This window comes from Microbacterium sp. W1-4-2, assembly GCF_058349885.2.
In genome coordinates, this window is record NZ_JBYRJC020000001.1 from 521964 (window position 1) to 536499 (window position 14536).

Sequence of the window (14536 nt, forward strand, 5' to 3'; positions counted from 1 at the left end):
GTCTGCCCATCGCAACACAGCTGTGAGCCCGTGCATTCCGGGCCGCGCATTGCGGAAGGCCGGAACGGCTCAGACCACCCGGCCTCGGAGCATCGCGCCCAGCCGGGCGGGGATCTCCTCCTGCACGTTGTGGCCGGTCTCGACGGTGGTGACGCTCGCCCCGGGCACCCGACGGGCGAACTCCGCCGCCTCGTCGTCGGTCACGTATCCGTGGTCGCCACGGATGAGGGTCACCGGCGCCGCTGCGGCGACCGCGGCGAGGTCCGCCCACGAGGCGTCGGCCAGCACGGCTCCCACCGCGTTGTGCCGGTCGGCCGCCGCGCGGGCCGCGTCCGGGTCGGCGGCCAGCGCATTGGCGACCCGGGCGAAGTGGTGCTTCCACTCGACGCGTCCGTCCGCTCTCATCCGCGAGTTCAGGTAGACGCCGCGCGTGGCGGCCGCGCGCGTGCCGCCGAGGCCGAAGCTCAGGGCGCGCTCGACGAGCTCGTCGCGGGTCGCCCAGTCGGTCGGCCCGGCGAAGAACTGCGCGATCTGCTGCGCGTTGCCGTTCGGATCGATCCCGGGCGTGATGTCGACGACGACGAGCTCGTGCACGAGGTCGGGGGCGCAGGCTGCGACCGCGGCCGCTGTCAGTCCACCGAGCGACTGGCCGACCAGCAGCTGCGGGCGGTCGGTCCAGGCGCGCATCCCGGCGACGACGTCGGGCGCCAGGGTCGAGGCGACGTAGGCGGCGTCGTCGCGCCATGACGAGTCGCCGTGGCCGGGCAGGTCGACGGCGAGGGCCGGCAGGCCCAGTGCGAGGATCGTGGTGTCCCACGTGTGCGCGTTGAGGCCCGCGCCGTGCACGAACGTCACCTGCGGGGCGGCGTCGGGGGTGGATGCCGGTGCATACCGCAGGGCGCTCAGCACACGTCCATCGGCCAGCGTCAGCGCCAGGCGCTCGCCGCGGGGGAGCGGCCCGGGCAGGTCGTTGTCGGCGGCCTGTGCCGGCAGGAACGAGAACTCGTCGAAGTCGTCGTCGATCACGGTGTCATTCTGTCAGGGCAGATCCATCAGGAGGGCGCTGGATAGGCTGGCGGCATGACCTAGCAGACCCGCGTGCACCTGGCCCGAGCCGCCCGCCCCGCCTACGACGCGCTGGACGCGTTCAGCAGGAGCGTGAAGCAGGTGACCGCCGAGACGGGCATCGACGATCGGCTCGCCGAGATCGTGCAGCTGCACGCGTCGCAGCTGAACGGCTGCGCGTACTGCGTGCGCGTGCACGTCGAGCGTGCCCTGAAGGCCGGGCTCGACGCCGACGTGATCGCGCAGATCCCGACGTGGGAGGAATCGGGCGTCTTCACCGCGCGCGAGCGCGCCGCGCTCGAGCTGACCGAGGCGTTCGTGTTCATCCACGACGGCGGCGTCTCGGACGAGGTCTACGACCGGGTCGGCGGCATCCTGTCCGAGCAGGAGTACGTCGCGCTGAGCTGGCTGATCATCGCGATCAACGCGTTCAACCGGCTCGCGATCGCCGGTCGCTACCCGGTGCCGCCTCGCAGCGACGCGTGACCTCCGCCGGGGCAGGGTGAGGTAAGGCATGCCTATCCTTGCGTTACACTGATGCAGTCATGCCCGCTTCCGCTTCCGCCTCCGCCACCGCGCCGAACACCGCGCCGAACACCGCGCCGATGAGCGCCGTCGCGCGCCGCATCGCCCGCCGCGGTCTTGTCCAGCACCTGGTCGCCGCCGACGAGACGGCGCTGGCCGAGACGCAGGCCCTGCTGGCGACGCTGCCGATGTGCGCGACCGGCCGGGTGTTCGTCGAGGTCCCGGACGCATCGTGGGTCGGCGAGCTGCCGGCACCGGGCCGCATGACCGTCACGTGGCTGGACCGCTCGGCGCGCACGGGCGACCCCGGCTCGGGTCGGGCCTGCCGCCGCGGCGCGGCGCTCACCCGGGCAGTCACGGCCTGGGCCGACGAGATGATGTGCGCCGACGGCGACGACACCCGTGTGTTCCTGATGGGCGGCTACCTCGCGGCGGCCGAGATCGTCGACCACCTCGACGAGCATCTCGGGCGTGCGCCCGAGACCGTGCGCACCCCGGCGGAGTACGGGCTGCGCTGAGTGCCCTGAGCCCTCAGGCTCCCCGCTGCACGTAGTTGCCGTCCTCGAGCCCCGCCTCGATCTCGAAGCGGTTGCGCAGCGGGTCGCGGCCCGCGAGCAGGTACAGCAGCGGCATGAGCGCGCCGTAGCGTTCCCACTGGCGCGCGTGCACGGCCTCGTGCGTGAGCACTTCGGCCGACGGCGTCTGGTCGCCGGTGAGGAAGCACCGCCCGACGCACACTCCGCCGCGCCGGAACGCCCAGGCGGGAAGCCCCCGGAACACCCAGAGTCGGCCATGGCGCTCGACGCGCCCCGTGCTCCAGACGCTGCCCCACAACCAGCCCACGGTCGTGCCGTACCGGGCCCCGGCGCGGCTGATGCGCGAGTCGAGCAGGACCGCGGGGATGAAGCGGTCGAACCGCCGCCCGCGGGCGAGGGCGCGGTCCGCCCGGCGGCGCCAGTCGGCCGGCGGGGTCGTGAGCGGACTCACGCGAGGGCCCCGACCAGTCGCAGGATCGCTCCCAGGTCCTCGACCGCGTCGGCGGGGGAGGACGGTGAGAACTCGGTGATCGCTGCGGCCCGCAGGGGGGCTACCGCACGCACGGCGCCGATGCACGCGATGACGGACGCGACAGCGGGCCCGAACGGCTCGGGGCTGGCAAGCCCCGTCATCGCGCCCGGGTCGAGCACGTCGAGGTCGACGTGGATGAACACGCTCGTCGCACCCCGGTCGAGGACGGCGGCGGCCACCGCGTCGGGGGTCAGGTCGTCGGAGGTCAGGATGCCGATGCCCAGGCGCTCGGCGACCTCGGCCTCGGCGGGTTCGATCGCGCGGACCCCGGCCAGCACGAGACGGTCCGGCGCCAGGCCGTGCTCGGCCGGTCGCGGGACGGTGTCGTCCAGGAGCGCGCGGGCGGCCATCGTGTCGAACGCGCCGGTGGGGGAGGTGGCGGGGTCGTGCAGGTCGGCGTGCGCGCTGAACCAGACCACGACCGCTCCGGGGTCGATCTCGCCGCGGGTCGCGCCGATCGCCGCCAGGGCCGCTGTGGTGGCCACGCCCCCGTCGCCGCCGACGGTCAGCACGGCCTCGCCGTGCTCGGAGCCGTCGAGCTCGGCCAGCGCCTGAAGATGCAGCCGGGCGATCCGCTGCAGGGCGCTCAGGCGGTGCACGCCCGAGTCGAGGGACTCTCCGGCCTCGATCGGGACGTCGATGGTCACGCTCGTGGCGCGGGGAAGGTCGCCCGCGATCGCCAGGGCGCCGTCGATGAGCTGCATCGCCCGGGACGAGGATGAGCCCTGCCACTGCGGAACCACCAGAAAACGGGTCACGGCTGCCCCCTCGGACGATGCTCAGACTCTAACGAGCGTACGCCGGTGAGGCGGCGTTCCCGAAGGATCCACGGCCTCACCGGGGTTCACCGGATCATTGACCGGGGGTATACGGCGCCGTGGGCGCGTCGATCGCGGCGGCCGCGGGTGCAGCGGTGACGGACGGCTTCTGGCCGGACTTCAGCGCTGCCAGGCGCGCCTCGACCTCGGTCAGTTCGCCCAGGTCGTCGAGCTGGTTGAACTGCGTGTCCAGGCTCGAGGCGGCGAGCTCCTGCTTGCCCTGCGCCAGCGCCTCCTGACGGCGGATCTTGTCTTCGAACCGGCCGAGCTCACTGGTCGGGTCCATGACGTCGATCGATTTGACCGCATCGGCGACCTTGTTCTGCGCCTCGGCCGTCTTCTGCCGTGCGACCAGCTCCGCCGCCTTGGCGTTCAGCTCCTGATACTTCTGCTTCATGCCGTTGAGGCCGTCTTTGAGCTTCTCGACGGTCTCGTTCTGTGCGACCAGCTGGGGCTCGGCCGCCTTCGCCTCGTTCTCGGCGGAGATCTGCCGCTGCAGGGCGACCTTCGCGAGGTTGTCGAACTTGTCGGCGTCGGTGGCGTTGCCCGCCGCGCGCAGCTGGTCGGCCTTCTTCGAGGCGGCCAGGGCCTTGTTGCCCCACTCGGCGGCGGCCTGCACGTCCTCGGCGTGGTCGCGCTCGAGCAGGCGCAGGTTGCCGATCGTCTCGGCGATGGCCGACTCCGCGTCCGAGATGTTGTTCGCGTAGTCGCGCTTGAGCTGGTCGAGCATCTTCTGGGGGTCTTCGGCCGAGTCGAGCATCGCGTTGACGTTCGCGCGCACGAGCGTGGAGATGCGGCCGAAGATGGACTGCTTTGCCATCTGTTTTCCTTCCTGGGTCGTACCGGGTGTCAGGTGCTGTGGGTCAGGGACCGGGCGTGGTCAGAAACGGCCGCCCCCTCGTCTGCTGCGTGTTCCGCCGCCCCCGAAGCTGCCGGGGCCGAACCCGCCGCCGGAGGTGTGGGATCTGCCCGAGAATCCTCCGCCCAGGCCGCCGAACCCTCCGCCGCGTCCGCCGCCGCCCAGCAGCGAGTTGATCAGGATACCGCCGAGCACGGCGCCCATCATGTTCCCGCCGCCTGCCGAGCCGGCCGTGGCCCGGCCGCCGAAACCCGCGTCGAACCCGCCGACGTCGCTCTGCGCGAGCTGCAGGGCCTGGCCGGCGAGCTGGTCGGCACGCTGGGCGTGCTGCAGCGCCTGATCGGGTGCCGTCGCCTGCAGCTGCCGGGCGTGCGTCAGTTCGGCGCCCGCCTGGGCCAGTCGCGTGCGGGCATCCGCTCCGATCGCGCCGCGTCGCGCCGTGAGGTAGTCCTCGGCCGCCGACACCTGCGTCTGGGCCTGCATCATCATCTGCCCGAGCATCTGCTGCGCCCGCTGGGCGCGGGCCGCGGCATCCCGCGCACCCTGCAGCACCGCGTCGATCTGAGCGTTGACCGCTTCGAGCGCCTTGAGCGTGCCGAGGGGATGCCGCTTCGCCGCCGCGATGTCGGCCTTGGCCGCGTCGACCTGCGTGCGGGTGGCGGTCACGACCTGCCCGATGCGTCCGTCGGCGTCGGCAAGGGCCGAGGCGGCCGCGAGATCGCCCTCGAGGTCGGTGATCATGGTGGCGACGGTCTTCTCGCCCTCCGCGAGGTCGGCGCCGAGCTTGCCGATCGCCTGCTGCAGGAGCCGCGCCTGATCGACGCCCTGCTCGGCGGAGCGGATCGCGACGGCGGCCTGCCCGCCGGATCCTTCGCCGAGCGACTTCTGCGCGTCCGCGATCTGCTCGTCGGCGAAGGCGAGGCGCTGGCGCGCCTGCTCGACGTTGTCGGCGACGGTGGCCAGCGCCTCGGGCGCGTACGACGTGGTCAGCTGCTGCAGCTGCGCGGCTGCGGCATCCATGCCCTGCGCCACCCCGGTGCGCTGCTGCTGCAGGCTGGCGAGCGCCTCGGGCGCGTTCTGCTCGAGCTTGCGCAGTTCGTCGAACGCCGCCGCCTTCTCGTCGAGGCCCTGATTCGCCTGGGTGCACAGCTCGACGATCCGGGTGTTCCAGGCGCGCGTGTCGGCCTCGGTGTCTTCGACCGCGTCGTCGAGTTTCTGCTTGAGCGCGAACGCCTCGTCGAGGTTCGCCTTGGCCTGCGCGAGCGCGGCGGTGAACTCGGTCGTCGCGGCGTCGCCGAACTGGGCGCGGGCGAACCCGAGCTCCTGCTCGCTCGTGCGCACGGCGTCGTCGGTGTGCACGAGGGCCGACCCCGCACGCCGGGCGAGCTCCTTCGTGTCGAGCTCGTCGGGCGTGGGCGCCGATCCCGGCGGGCCGGTCTTCTTGCGGCGCGCGCGCACGACAAGCCAGATCACCACGGCGACGATCGCCGCCACGATCAGGAAGACGACGAACCCGCCGATCCAGCCCCCGCCGCCCGATCCGCCCTTCAGTGCGGAGCGGAAGGCGCCGGCGGCCGTCATGATCGCGCCCAGATCGTCGCCGCTGGACAGTTTCGGCTTGATCGTGGCCTCGATCTGGTCGAGCTGGGCGTTGTCGAGCGGCCCGGTGTCGTCGGCCGAGATGGTGTACTGCCGGCTGCGGGTCGCCACCGCCAGCAGGTACTGCCGGGCGCCCAGGCCGTTCTCGGTGGCCACCGTGTCGGCCCAGTCCTGCCGGTCGGAGGGGTTGGTGAACGTGTCGACGAACACGACGTACAGGTCGACCCCGGTCGCCTCGTACAGGTCGCCGAGCTTGGCCTCGGCGGCGGCGGTCTGGCCGGAGTCGAGCACGCCGGCGTCGTCGAGCACGCGCCCGGCGCCCAGCGACACCGGATCCGTGGCGGCTGCGGCCGTCGCCGAGCCGATCACGAGAGCGATCGATGCCGCAGCGACGGCGAGCAGTCGGCGTAGGCGCATCGGTCCCTCCCCAAGCCTGACTCCTGCCGCGAGTCTATTCAGATGCGCCGACAGTCGGAAAGGGGGCGCGTCGGTGCCGGTGCCGGCCGGGCGTCGGGATAGGCTCGGCGGTTCGGGAGGCGTGATGGACGATCGCTACGGCACCGATGTGCTGTCGGCCGGGTGGCGCGAGCAGTTCCGCAGGGTGCTGCCGAAGGTGCCTGCCGACCGCGACACGGTGGTCGAGGTCGCCGAGGACGGGTTCTGCGGCGCGGTCACCGGCTGCTCCGGCGGGCTGGTCGAGCTCGAGGACCGGAACGGGCGCAGACGCATGTTCTCGCTCGGCCCCGGCTTCCTCGTCGACGGCGAGGCGGTGATCCTCGTGGCGCCGACCGCGAAGGGGGCCGCAGCGCCCCGGCGCACGGCATCCGGGTCCTTCGCCGCCGACGACGCGCGTGCGCGGGTCGCCCGCGCGAGCCGCATCTTCGTCGAGGGCCGGCACGACGCCGAGCTCGTCGAGAAGGTGTGGGGCGACGACCTGCGCGCCGAGGGCGTCGTCGTCGAATACCTGCAGGGCGTCGACCTGCTGGACGCGGCGCTGCGCGAGGACCCGCCGTCGGCGGCCAGACGCTACGGCGTGCTGGTCGACCACCTCGTGGCCGGGTCGAAAGAGGCGCGCATCGCCGAGTCCATCGCGCGCGGTGTGCACGGGCGCCACCTGCGCATCGTCGGCCATCCGTTCGTGGACGTCTGGCAGTGCGTGACCCCGGCGGCGCTGGGCATCCGGGCGTGGCCCGTGATCCCGCGCGGAACCGAGTGGAAGGTCGGCGTCTGCCGCGCCTTCGGCTGGCCCGCCGACGACCAGGCCGACATCGCGCGGGCGTGGCAGCGGATCCTCTCGCGCGTCCACTCGTATCGCGACCTCGAGCCGGCGCTGCTGGGCCGGGTCGAGGAGCTCATCGACTTCGTCACGGCGGAGGCGGGCTGAGAGCCGCCTACCCTGGAGGGGTGCCCGATACCGAACCCGCCCCCGAACCCGAGATCGCGCCGGAGGCCCCGCGCACGTTCCGCGACCATCCGGTGTCGTTCGTGCGACGCAGCGGCCGGATGAGCGACGGGCAGGAGCGGGCGTGGGAGCAGCTCGCCGCCCGGTACCTGATCGACGTGCCGCGCGACATCGCCTCCACGAGCGTCGCCCGGGACGCCCGGGTGGACCCGGCCGTCGTGTACGGGCGCAGCGCGCCCCTCGTCGTGGAGATCGGTTCGGGCCAGGGCCACGCGATCGTGCACGCGGCATCCACCCACCCCGGCGTCGACTATCTCGCGGTCGAGGTCTTCCGCGCGGGGTTGGCGCGGACGATGAAGGATGCCGCGGCCGCGGGGGCCGCGAACCTCCGGCTCGTCGAGGCCAACGCGCCCGAAGTGCTGCAGCATCTGCTGCCGGCGGCGTCGGTCGACGAGATCTGGGTGTTCTTCCCCGACCCGTGGCACAAGAAGCGGCACACGAAGCGGCGGCTGATCGCGTCCGAGTTCGCCGGCATCGCGGCCCGAGCGCTGCGCACCGGCGGGATGCTGCGGCTGGCCACCGACTGGGAGGACTACGCCCTGCAGATGGCCGACGTGATGGATGCCGCGCCCGGCTTCGTGCGGGCGTTCGAGGGGGAGTGGGCCCCGCGCTTCGACGGACGCGCCATGACCGCGTTCGAGCGCAAGGGCATCGCGGCGGGCCGCGCCATCCGCGACCTCGCCTACCGCCGGGTGTGACGGGAGGGGTGTCGCAGCGGGGTGGACGCCTTTTCGCCCATCCACCCGCCCGTTTGCACGAGAACGGGACGATGAGGGCCCCGTCCTCGCGGACGGGGCCCTCATCGCATCTGGTGCCCCCGACAGGAATCGAACCTGCGACCTTTGGTACCGGAAACCAACGCTCTATCCCCTGAGCTACGGAGGCGTGCCGATCAAGACTATCAGGGCGCCGGGTCCACTCCCGTCACCTGTGACGACCCCGCACGCGCGAGAATGTCCCCAGAGGGCCTGGTCGCGGCATCCTGAACGATATATCGTTATATATCGGCAAGACCCGGACGGGCCTTTCAACGAGGAGGTCGCCATGACCAGTTCACACACCGGCGGATTCGGCGCGCACGGCCCGGGGCAGGGGTTCCCCTACGGCCCGCAGGCCCTGTGGGACATGCTCGATCAGATGCGCTCGACGTTCGAGAAGAAGATGATGCCGCGGGTCTCGCGCGGGGATGTGCGGGCCACGGTGCTTTCGCTGCTGGCCGAGCAGCCCATGCACGGCTACCAGATCATCGGCGAGATCGACAAGCGCAGCGGCGGCACGTGGAAGCCGAGCGCGGGATCGGTGTATCCGACGCTGCAGCTGCTGGCAGACGAGGGCATGATCACCGCCGAGGAGTCGAACGGCCGCAAGACGTATTCGCTCACCGAGGCGGGCCGGGCCGAGGCCGAGGAGACCGCCGACCGGGCGACCCCGTGGGAGGGTGCGGGCATGACCGCGCACGGCCCGCTGGGCGCGCTGCCCAAGGCCGGCGTCGAGCTCGCCCAGGCCGCGGCCCAGGTCGCGCGCACCGGAAGCCCCGAGCAGGTGAAGCAGGCGGTGACGGTGCTCGTCGAGGCGCGGCGCCGGCTGCACGGCATCCTCGCGGAGGACTGAACGGGTGGAGGAGGATGCCGGGGGCACCGGCGGCCCGCACCGCGTCGCGGCGTCCCGACCGGGCGCCCCGCATGTGGACGCGCCACCGGCGCCCGCGGCGCCCGTGGACGGACCGCGCTACCGCCGCATCATGCGCTTCGCGATGCGCTACATCGCGCAGATGTGGTGGTTCGAGCTCATCCTGCCCCGGATCGGGTTCGGCGCCCTGGCTGCCCGCGGCCGGGCGGCGCGGCTGACGACGCTGGCCCAGCGGTTCCACGTGCTGGCGGTGGAGCTCGGCGGCCTCATGATCAAGGTCGGGCAGTTCCTCTCGTCGCGGCTGGACGTGCTCCCGCCCGAGATCACCAGTGAGCTCGCAGGGCTCCAGGACGAGGTGCCCCCGGTCGCGTTCGACGGGATCCGCGCGCTCGCCGAGGCAGAGCTCGGCATGTCGCTCGAGCGGGCGTTCGTGCGGTTCGACGACGTGCCGGTGGCCGCGGCATCCCTCGGGCAGGCGCACCGGGCACGACTCACGCCCGCCGGCGCCGCCGACGCCGGCTTCGCCGACGTCATCGTCAAGGTGCAGCGGCCCGGCATCGACGAGATCGTCGACATCGACCTGGCGGCCCTGCGCCGCGTCGCGCGCTGGCTCAGCCACGTGCGCGTGGTGGCGGACCACGTCGACCTGCCCGGACTGGTCGAGGAGTTCGCGGCCACGAGCCTGGAAGAGATCGACTATCTGCACGAGGCGGCCAACGCCGAGCGGTTCGCCGAGGACTTCGCCGGCGAGGCGGGGGTGGGCATCCCCGAGGTCGCATGGGAGCGCACCACGCGGCGCGTGCTGACCCTTTCGGACGTCACGGCGATCAAGATCAATGACGTCGCGGGCCTGCGCGCCGCCGGCATCGACCCCGCCGCGGTGGCCGCCCGCTTCGCCGAGGTCATGTTCGAGCAGCTCTTCGACCACGGCTACTTCCACGCCGATCCGCACCCTGGCAACATCTTCGTCACGCCGTCGGCGGTGCCCGCCGATGCCGAGAAGGATGCCGCGTCCCCGCCGTGGCGGCTCACGTTCATCGATTTCGGCATGATGGGCGAGGTCGACGACGAGCTGCGCGCGGGCCTGCGGCGCCTGCTGATCGCGGTGGCCGCGCGCGACAGCCAGAGCCTGGTCGACAGCATCCGGGACGTGGGCGTGCTGCTGCCGTCGGCCGACACGACCGAGCTCGAGCGGGCAATGACGCAGCTGTTCGCCCGGTTCGGCGGCATGGGGTTCGCGCAGCTGCGCAAGGTGGACCCGCGCGAGTTCCGAGACTTCGCGGAGGAGTTCGGCGCCGTGGTGCGGTCGCTGCCGTTCCAGCTGCCCGACAGCTTCCTGCTCGTGATCCGCTCGATGTCGCTGACCAGCGGCGTGTGCAGCGCGCTGGACCCCGAGTTCAACATCTGGGACGCGGTCGAGCCGTTCGCCGGGCGCCTGCTGCGGGCCGAGAGCGGCAACGCTTTGCGCGAGCTGTCGACCCAGGCGCTGGCGGTCGCCGCGGCCACGGTGCGACTGCCGCAGCGGTTCGACGCGCTGGTCACCCGCGTCGAACAGGGACGGGTGACCGTCTCGACCCCGGCGATCGACCGGCGGCTCGCGCGGCTGGAGCGACTCGTGCGCCGCGCGGTCTCGGCGGTGATGTTCGCGGGACTCCTGGTCGGCGGCGTGCTGCTGCTGCCGTGGAATCCGCCGCTGGGCATCGTGCTGATGTCGGTCTCGGCGCTCCCGCTCGCGCACGCGCTGTTCGCGGGCTGGTCCGGCCGCGGCTGACGTCGGCGGTGAAAAGATGAGGGAGTGACCGCCGCCAGCCCCGCCCCGCGCTTCGGCGTGCTGCGCAGCTGGAAGACCGCCCCCTACCTCGTCGGTGCAGGTCTGGCGATGATGGGCGACAACATCGAGCACGTCATCACTTACCTCGTGCTGTGGAACACGTTCCACTCGCCGGTGCTCGTCGGCTTCCAGCTCGTCAGCCACTGGCTGCCGTTCCTGCTGTTCTCGGTCTACGCGGGCTCGCTGGCCCAGCGGTTCGACTGCCGGCGCATCATCCAGGCCGCGCAGGCCCTGTTCATGTTCGTGTCGCTGTGCTGGGGCATCCTGTTCCTCACCGGAACCCTGCAGCTGTGGCAAGCGTGCGTGCTGCTCGTGCTGCACGGCCTGGCCGGTACGCTGTGGGGGCCGGCCGAGCAGATGATGCTGTACGACTTCGCCGGCCGCGAACAGCTGCCCTCGGCGGTGCGGGTGAACGCGACCTTCCGCAGCCTCGGCATCCTGTTCGGACCGGTGGTCGGCTCGGTGCTGCTGCTGACCCTCGGCACGACCTGGGGCATCTTCGCGAACATCGCGTTCTATCTGCCGCTCGTGCTGTTTTTGTCGCGCACGGCGTACACCGGGCACTCGCGCGAGGGCCTGTTCGCGACCGGCCGCGTGTCGATGCTGCAGTCGTTCCGGGTGCTGGGCACGGTGCGCCGCCACCCGCGGATCATGGGCATGCTGATCCTCGCCACCCTCGCGTCGGTGACGATCGGCGCCGTGCTGCAGACCTCGATGCCCGTGTTCGAAGCGGTGCTGACCCCTGCCGGCGCCGACGGCGAGCTCGTGTACGGCACGCTGCTGTTCGCGCTGGGCATGGGCGGCGTGGTCGGCGGGTTCTTCCTCGAGGCGAGCCGCTGGATCCGCCCGACGGCCACGACCGCCGTCGTGGCGTCGATCCTGTTCGGCGCGTTCGCGCTCGTGTTCGCCGTCACGACCTGGCTCGCCGTCGCCGTGGTGGCGCTGCTGCTGACCGGCGTCGCGCAGATCACGTCGACCGCGACCGGGCAGGCGATCGTCCAGCTCGAGGCGCCCGCCGCAGAGCGGGGCCGCGTGCTCGGCGCCTACAGCATGTTCGGGCCGGGCATGCAGACCTTCAGCGGTGTGACCGTCGGAGTGGTCGGCACGCTCGTCGGGATCCCGGCGACCGTCATGATCGGCGGAGCAGTGCTGGTCGTCGGCGCGGCGCTCACGGGTGCGTACATGGCACGCAGCCGGAGCGCAGAGCCCGACCGGGTCGCGTAGCGTCCGCGAGCGCCGCGCTTCCGCGCTCACAGAGTTCGGAAGGTCTCACCGAGTTCGGATGATTCGGCGGAAGACATCCGAACTTCGTGCGATCTTCCGAACGCTGTGAGAGGCCAAGCACGCTAGCCGCGCAGCGGCGCCAGCGCCCCCTCGAGCTGGACGAGCTCGTCGAACATCCCGTGCAGCAGCCGCTGGTTGCTCTCGGTGGGCTCGAAGTCGCCCTCGTCGCCGATGTGCTGCGCGGCCCAGGCGAGCTCGACGTTGATCGTCGTCGGCACGAGCCCGAGCGCCATCTCGACCGGCCGGATCGCCGTCGTCCCGCGCGTGCCGCCCGAGATCCCGCCGTAGCTCACGGTGCCCACGGGCTTGCGCCGCCACTCCTGGTGCAGGTAGTCGAGGGCGTTCTTCAGGCTCGGCGCGTAGCTGAAGTTGTACTCCGGCTGCACGAAGACGAACGCGTCGGATGCCTCGACCCGCGCGCTCCACGCCTTCGTGTGCTCTTTCGTGTACTGGCGCAGCTTCGGGTGGTTGGGCTCGTCCATCAGCGGAAGGCCGATCTGCTTCAGGTCGGCGACGTCGATCTCGAACCGGCCGTCGGCTTCGGCCTCGTGGCGCACCCATTCGGCGATCGGAAGTCCGATGCGTCCTTCGCGCACGCTGGCGACGAGGATCATGAGACGGGTCATGTGGTGTCTCCCTTCCGATGTCGATTCAACCGCATGGATTGAATGCCGATTCCCGCCCCGCACACAGGGGAGTCGAGGACGGACCCCATAGAATCGGTCGTCTATGGATCCCGCAGCCCTCTCCGCCACCCTGCTCGATGTCGTCCGCCTGCTGGCCGAGGCGCGACGACCCGAGTCGACGGCCGGGCTGACCGCCGCGGATCTTCCGCTCGAGCGGCCGAAGAACCGCGAGCACGGAGACTGGGCGTCCAACGCCGCGCTCAAGCTCGCCAAGGCCGTCGGCACCAACCCGCGCGTGCTCGCCGCCGAGATCGCCGAGGCGCTGGGCGTGGTCCCGGGCATCGCGTCGGTGGAGGTCGCGGGTCCCGGTTTCATCAACATCCGCTTGGATGCCGCGGCCGCCGGATCCCTCGCGAAGACCATCGTCGAGGCCGGTGCGGCCTACGGCGGCGGCGACAGCCGGGTCGGCGAAGTGATCAACCTCGAGTTCGTGAGCGCGAACCCCACCGGGCCGATCCATCTCGGCGGCACCCGCTGGGCGGCGGTCGGCGACGCGCTCGCGCGCATCCTCGCCTCGCAGGGCGCAGAGGTCACCCGCGAGTACTACTTCAACGACCACGGCGCGCAGATCGACCGGTTCGCGCGCAGCCTCGTCGCCGCCCACGACGGCCTGCCGACTCCCGAGGACGGCTACGGCGGGGCCTACATCTCCGACATCGCCCGCCGCGTGGCCCTCGCGTACCAGGGCGACCTCGACGTGCTGGACGCCGCCGCGAAGCAGGAGGCGTTCCGCAGCCTCGGCGTCGGGTTCATGTTCGACGAGATCAAGCAGGACCTGCACGAGTTCGGCGTCGACTTCGACGTCTACTTCCACGAGAACAACCTGCACGCCTCCGGCGCGGTCGACCGCGCCATCGCCCGGCTGCGCGAGCTCGGCCACATCTTCGAGCAGGACGGCGCCACGTGGCTGCGCTCCACGGACTTCGGCGACGACAAGGACCGCGTGATCCTCAAGTCCGACGGAGAGGCGGCCTACTTCTCCGGCGACCTCGCGTACTACCTCGACAAGCGCGAGCGCGGCTTCAACCGCTGCATCATCATGCTCGGCGCCGATCACCACGGCTACGTCCGCCGGCTGATGGCCATGTGCGCGGCGTTCGGGGACGAGCCGGGCCTCAACCTGCAGATCCTCATCGGCCAGATGGTCAACCTGGTCAAGGACGGCCAGCCGGTGCGCATGTCCAAGCGCGCCGGGACGATCGTCACGCTCGAGGACCTGGTCGAGATCGTGGGCGTGGATGCCGCGCGCTACGCGCTGACCCGCAGCTCGGCCGACTCGAACCTCGACGTCGACCTCGACGTGCTGCAGCGGCGTACGAACGACAACCCGGTGTTCTACGTGCAGTACGCGCACGCGCGCACCCACAACGTCGCGCGCAACGCCGCGCAGGCGGGCGTCGACCGCAGCGAGTTCGCGCCCGAGACCCTCACGCACGAGACCGAGTCGGCGCTGCTGGGAGCCCTGCAGGAGTTCCCGCGCGTGGTCGGCTTCGCCGCCGAGGTGCGCGAGCCGCACCGCGTCGCACGCTACCTCGAAGAGCTCGCCGGCCTGTACCACCGCTGGTACGACAACTGCCGCGTCATCCCGCTGGGCGACGCTCCCATCGAGTCCGTGCACCGCACGCGTCTGTGGCTGAACGACGCCACCGGCCAGGTGCTGCGCAACGGCCTCGGCCTTCTGGGAGTGAGCGCGCCCGAGCGCATGTAGTC

14 protein-coding genes and 1 tRNA gene are annotated in these 14536 nt (G+C 71.8%); 8 read left to right on the plus strand and 7 right to left on the minus strand.

Features of this window, described 5'->3' with window-relative positions:
* Positions 1 to 69 precede the first annotated feature (69 nt).
* Positions 70 to 1023, minus strand: a complete 954-nt coding sequence (locus AC3RX0_RS02225; RefSeq protein WP_491505357.1) for an alpha/beta fold hydrolase — start codon at positions 1021 to 1023, stop codon at positions 70 to 72.
* 75 nt (positions 1024 to 1098) lie between these two features.
* On the opposite strand from AC3RX0_RS02225, the gene AC3RX0_RS02230 reads away from it, so the two are divergent.
* Positions 1099 to 1551 (plus strand): carboxymuconolactone decarboxylase family protein, encoded by a 453-nt coding sequence (locus AC3RX0_RS02230; protein WP_491504311.1) that lies wholly within the window; start codon positions 1099 to 1101, stop codon positions 1549 to 1551.
* Between the two features lie 59 nt (positions 1552 to 1610).
* Positions 1611 to 2108: an SIP domain-containing protein gene (locus AC3RX0_RS02235; RefSeq protein WP_491504312.1), complete on the plus strand. Its 498-nt coding sequence runs from the start codon at positions 1611 to 1613 to the stop codon at positions 2106 to 2108.
* A 13-nt stretch (positions 2109 to 2121) separates the two neighbouring features.
* Here AC3RX0_RS02235 and AC3RX0_RS02240 read toward each other — a convergent pair whose 3' ends face one another.
* From AC3RX0_RS02240 to AC3RX0_RS02255, 4 genes are all read right to left on the minus strand, one after another.
* Positions 2122 to 2577: a Fe-S oxidoreductase gene (locus tag AC3RX0_RS02240; protein WP_491504313.1), complete on the minus strand. Its 456-nt coding sequence runs from the start codon at positions 2575 to 2577 to the stop codon at positions 2122 to 2124.
* Complete coding sequence (locus AC3RX0_RS02245) at positions 2574 to 3416, minus strand: arginase family protein (RefSeq protein ID WP_491504314.1); 843 nt, start codon at positions 3414 to 3416, stop codon at positions 2574 to 2576. Before AC3RX0_RS02245 ends, AC3RX0_RS02240 begins: the two co-directional genes overlap by 4 nt.
* A gap of 94 nt (positions 3417 to 3510) precedes the next feature.
* On the minus strand, positions 3511 to 4296 hold the full coding sequence (locus AC3RX0_RS02250) for a PspA/IM30 family protein (RefSeq protein ID WP_491504315.1): 786 nt from the start codon (positions 4294 to 4296) through the stop codon (positions 3511 to 3513).
* A gap of 60 nt (positions 4297 to 4356) precedes the next feature.
* Positions 4357 to 6351: a TPM domain-containing protein gene (locus tag AC3RX0_RS02255; protein ID WP_491504316.1), complete on the minus strand. Its 1995-nt coding sequence runs from the start codon at positions 6349 to 6351 to the stop codon at positions 4357 to 4359.
* Positions 6352 to 6475: 124 nt separating this feature from the next.
* Here AC3RX0_RS02255 and AC3RX0_RS02260 point away from each other — a divergent pair, with 124 nt between their 5' ends.
* Positions 6476 to 7318 carry a DUF3097 family protein gene (locus AC3RX0_RS02260; protein ID WP_491504317.1) on the plus strand — a complete coding sequence of 281 codons (843 nt, stop codon included), beginning with the start codon at positions 6476 to 6478 and terminating at the stop codon, positions 7316 to 7318.
* Between the two features lie 20 nt (positions 7319 to 7338).
* On the plus strand, positions 7339 to 8094 hold the full coding sequence (trmB, locus tag AC3RX0_RS02265) for a tRNA (guanosine(46)-N7)-methyltransferase TrmB (RefSeq protein WP_491504318.1): 756 nt from the start codon (positions 7339 to 7341) through the stop codon (positions 8092 to 8094).
* Between the two features lie 111 nt (positions 8095 to 8205).
* On the opposite strand, the gene AC3RX0_RS02270 is transcribed toward trmB, so the two are convergent.
* Positions 8206 to 8281 (minus strand) — tRNA-Arg (locus tag AC3RX0_RS02270).
* Between the two features lie 159 nt (positions 8282 to 8440).
* Between AC3RX0_RS02270 and AC3RX0_RS02275 the strand changes: the two genes are divergently transcribed.
* The 3 genes from AC3RX0_RS02275 to AC3RX0_RS02285 all read left to right on the plus strand — a co-directional run bounded on the left by AC3RX0_RS02275 (position 8441) and on the right by AC3RX0_RS02285 (position 12080).
* Entirely contained in the window at positions 8441 to 9007 is a 567-nt protein-coding gene (locus AC3RX0_RS02275) for a PadR family transcriptional regulator (RefSeq protein ID WP_491504319.1), read from the plus strand.
* 130 nt (positions 9008 to 9137) lie between these two features.
* Positions 9138 to 10796, plus strand: coding sequence for an ABC1 kinase family protein (locus tag AC3RX0_RS02280; RefSeq protein ID WP_491505358.1), 1659 nt, complete (start codon positions 9138 to 9140; stop codon positions 10794 to 10796).
* Between the two features lie 24 nt (positions 10797 to 10820).
* Complete coding sequence (locus tag AC3RX0_RS02285; RefSeq protein WP_491504320.1) at positions 10821 to 12080, plus strand: MFS transporter; 1260 nt, start codon at positions 10821 to 10823, stop codon at positions 12078 to 12080.
* 122 nt (positions 12081 to 12202) lie between these two features.
* Here AC3RX0_RS02285 and AC3RX0_RS02290 read toward each other — a convergent pair whose 3' ends face one another.
* Positions 12203 to 12766 (minus strand): NADPH-dependent FMN reductase, encoded by a 564-nt coding sequence (locus tag AC3RX0_RS02290; RefSeq protein ID WP_491504321.1) that lies wholly within the window; start codon positions 12764 to 12766, stop codon positions 12203 to 12205.
* 103 nt (positions 12767 to 12869) lie between these two features.
* Here AC3RX0_RS02290 and argS point away from each other — a divergent pair, with 103 nt between their 5' ends.
* Positions 12870 to 14534, plus strand: a complete 1665-nt coding sequence (gene argS / locus AC3RX0_RS02295) for an arginine--tRNA ligase (RefSeq protein ID WP_491504322.1) — start codon at positions 12870 to 12872, stop codon at positions 14532 to 14534.
* The last annotated feature ends 2 nt before the right edge of the window (positions 14535 to 14536 follow it).

Coding starts and splice junctions, on each gene's coding strand:
- AC3RX0_RS02260 (WP_491504317.1), top strand. CDS start 6,476: ATGGACGATCGCTACGGCACCGATGTGCTGTCGGCCGGGTGGCGCGAG.
- argS (WP_491504322.1), top strand. CDS start 12,870: ATGGATCCCGCAGCCCTCTCCGCCACCCTGCTCGATGTCGTCCGCCTG.
- AC3RX0_RS02290 (WP_491504321.1), bottom strand. CDS start 12,766: ATGACCCGTCTCATGATCCTCGTCGCCAGCGTGCGCGAAGGACGCATC.
- AC3RX0_RS02250 (WP_491504315.1), bottom strand. CDS start 4,296: ATGGCAAAGCAGTCCATCTTCGGCCGCATCTCCACGCTCGTGCGCGCG.
- AC3RX0_RS02275 (WP_491504319.1), top strand. CDS start 8,441: ATGACCAGTTCACACACCGGCGGATTCGGCGCGCACGGCCCGGGGCAG.
- AC3RX0_RS02280 (WP_491505358.1), top strand. CDS start 9,138: ATGCGCTTCGCGATGCGCTACATCGCGCAGATGTGGTGGTTCGAGCTC.
- AC3RX0_RS02255 (WP_491504316.1), bottom strand. CDS start 6,351: ATGCGCCTACGCCGACTGCTCGCCGTCGCTGCGGCATCGATCGCTCTC.
- AC3RX0_RS02235 (WP_491504312.1), top strand. CDS start 1,611: ATGCCCGCTTCCGCTTCCGCCTCCGCCACCGCGCCGAACACCGCGCCG.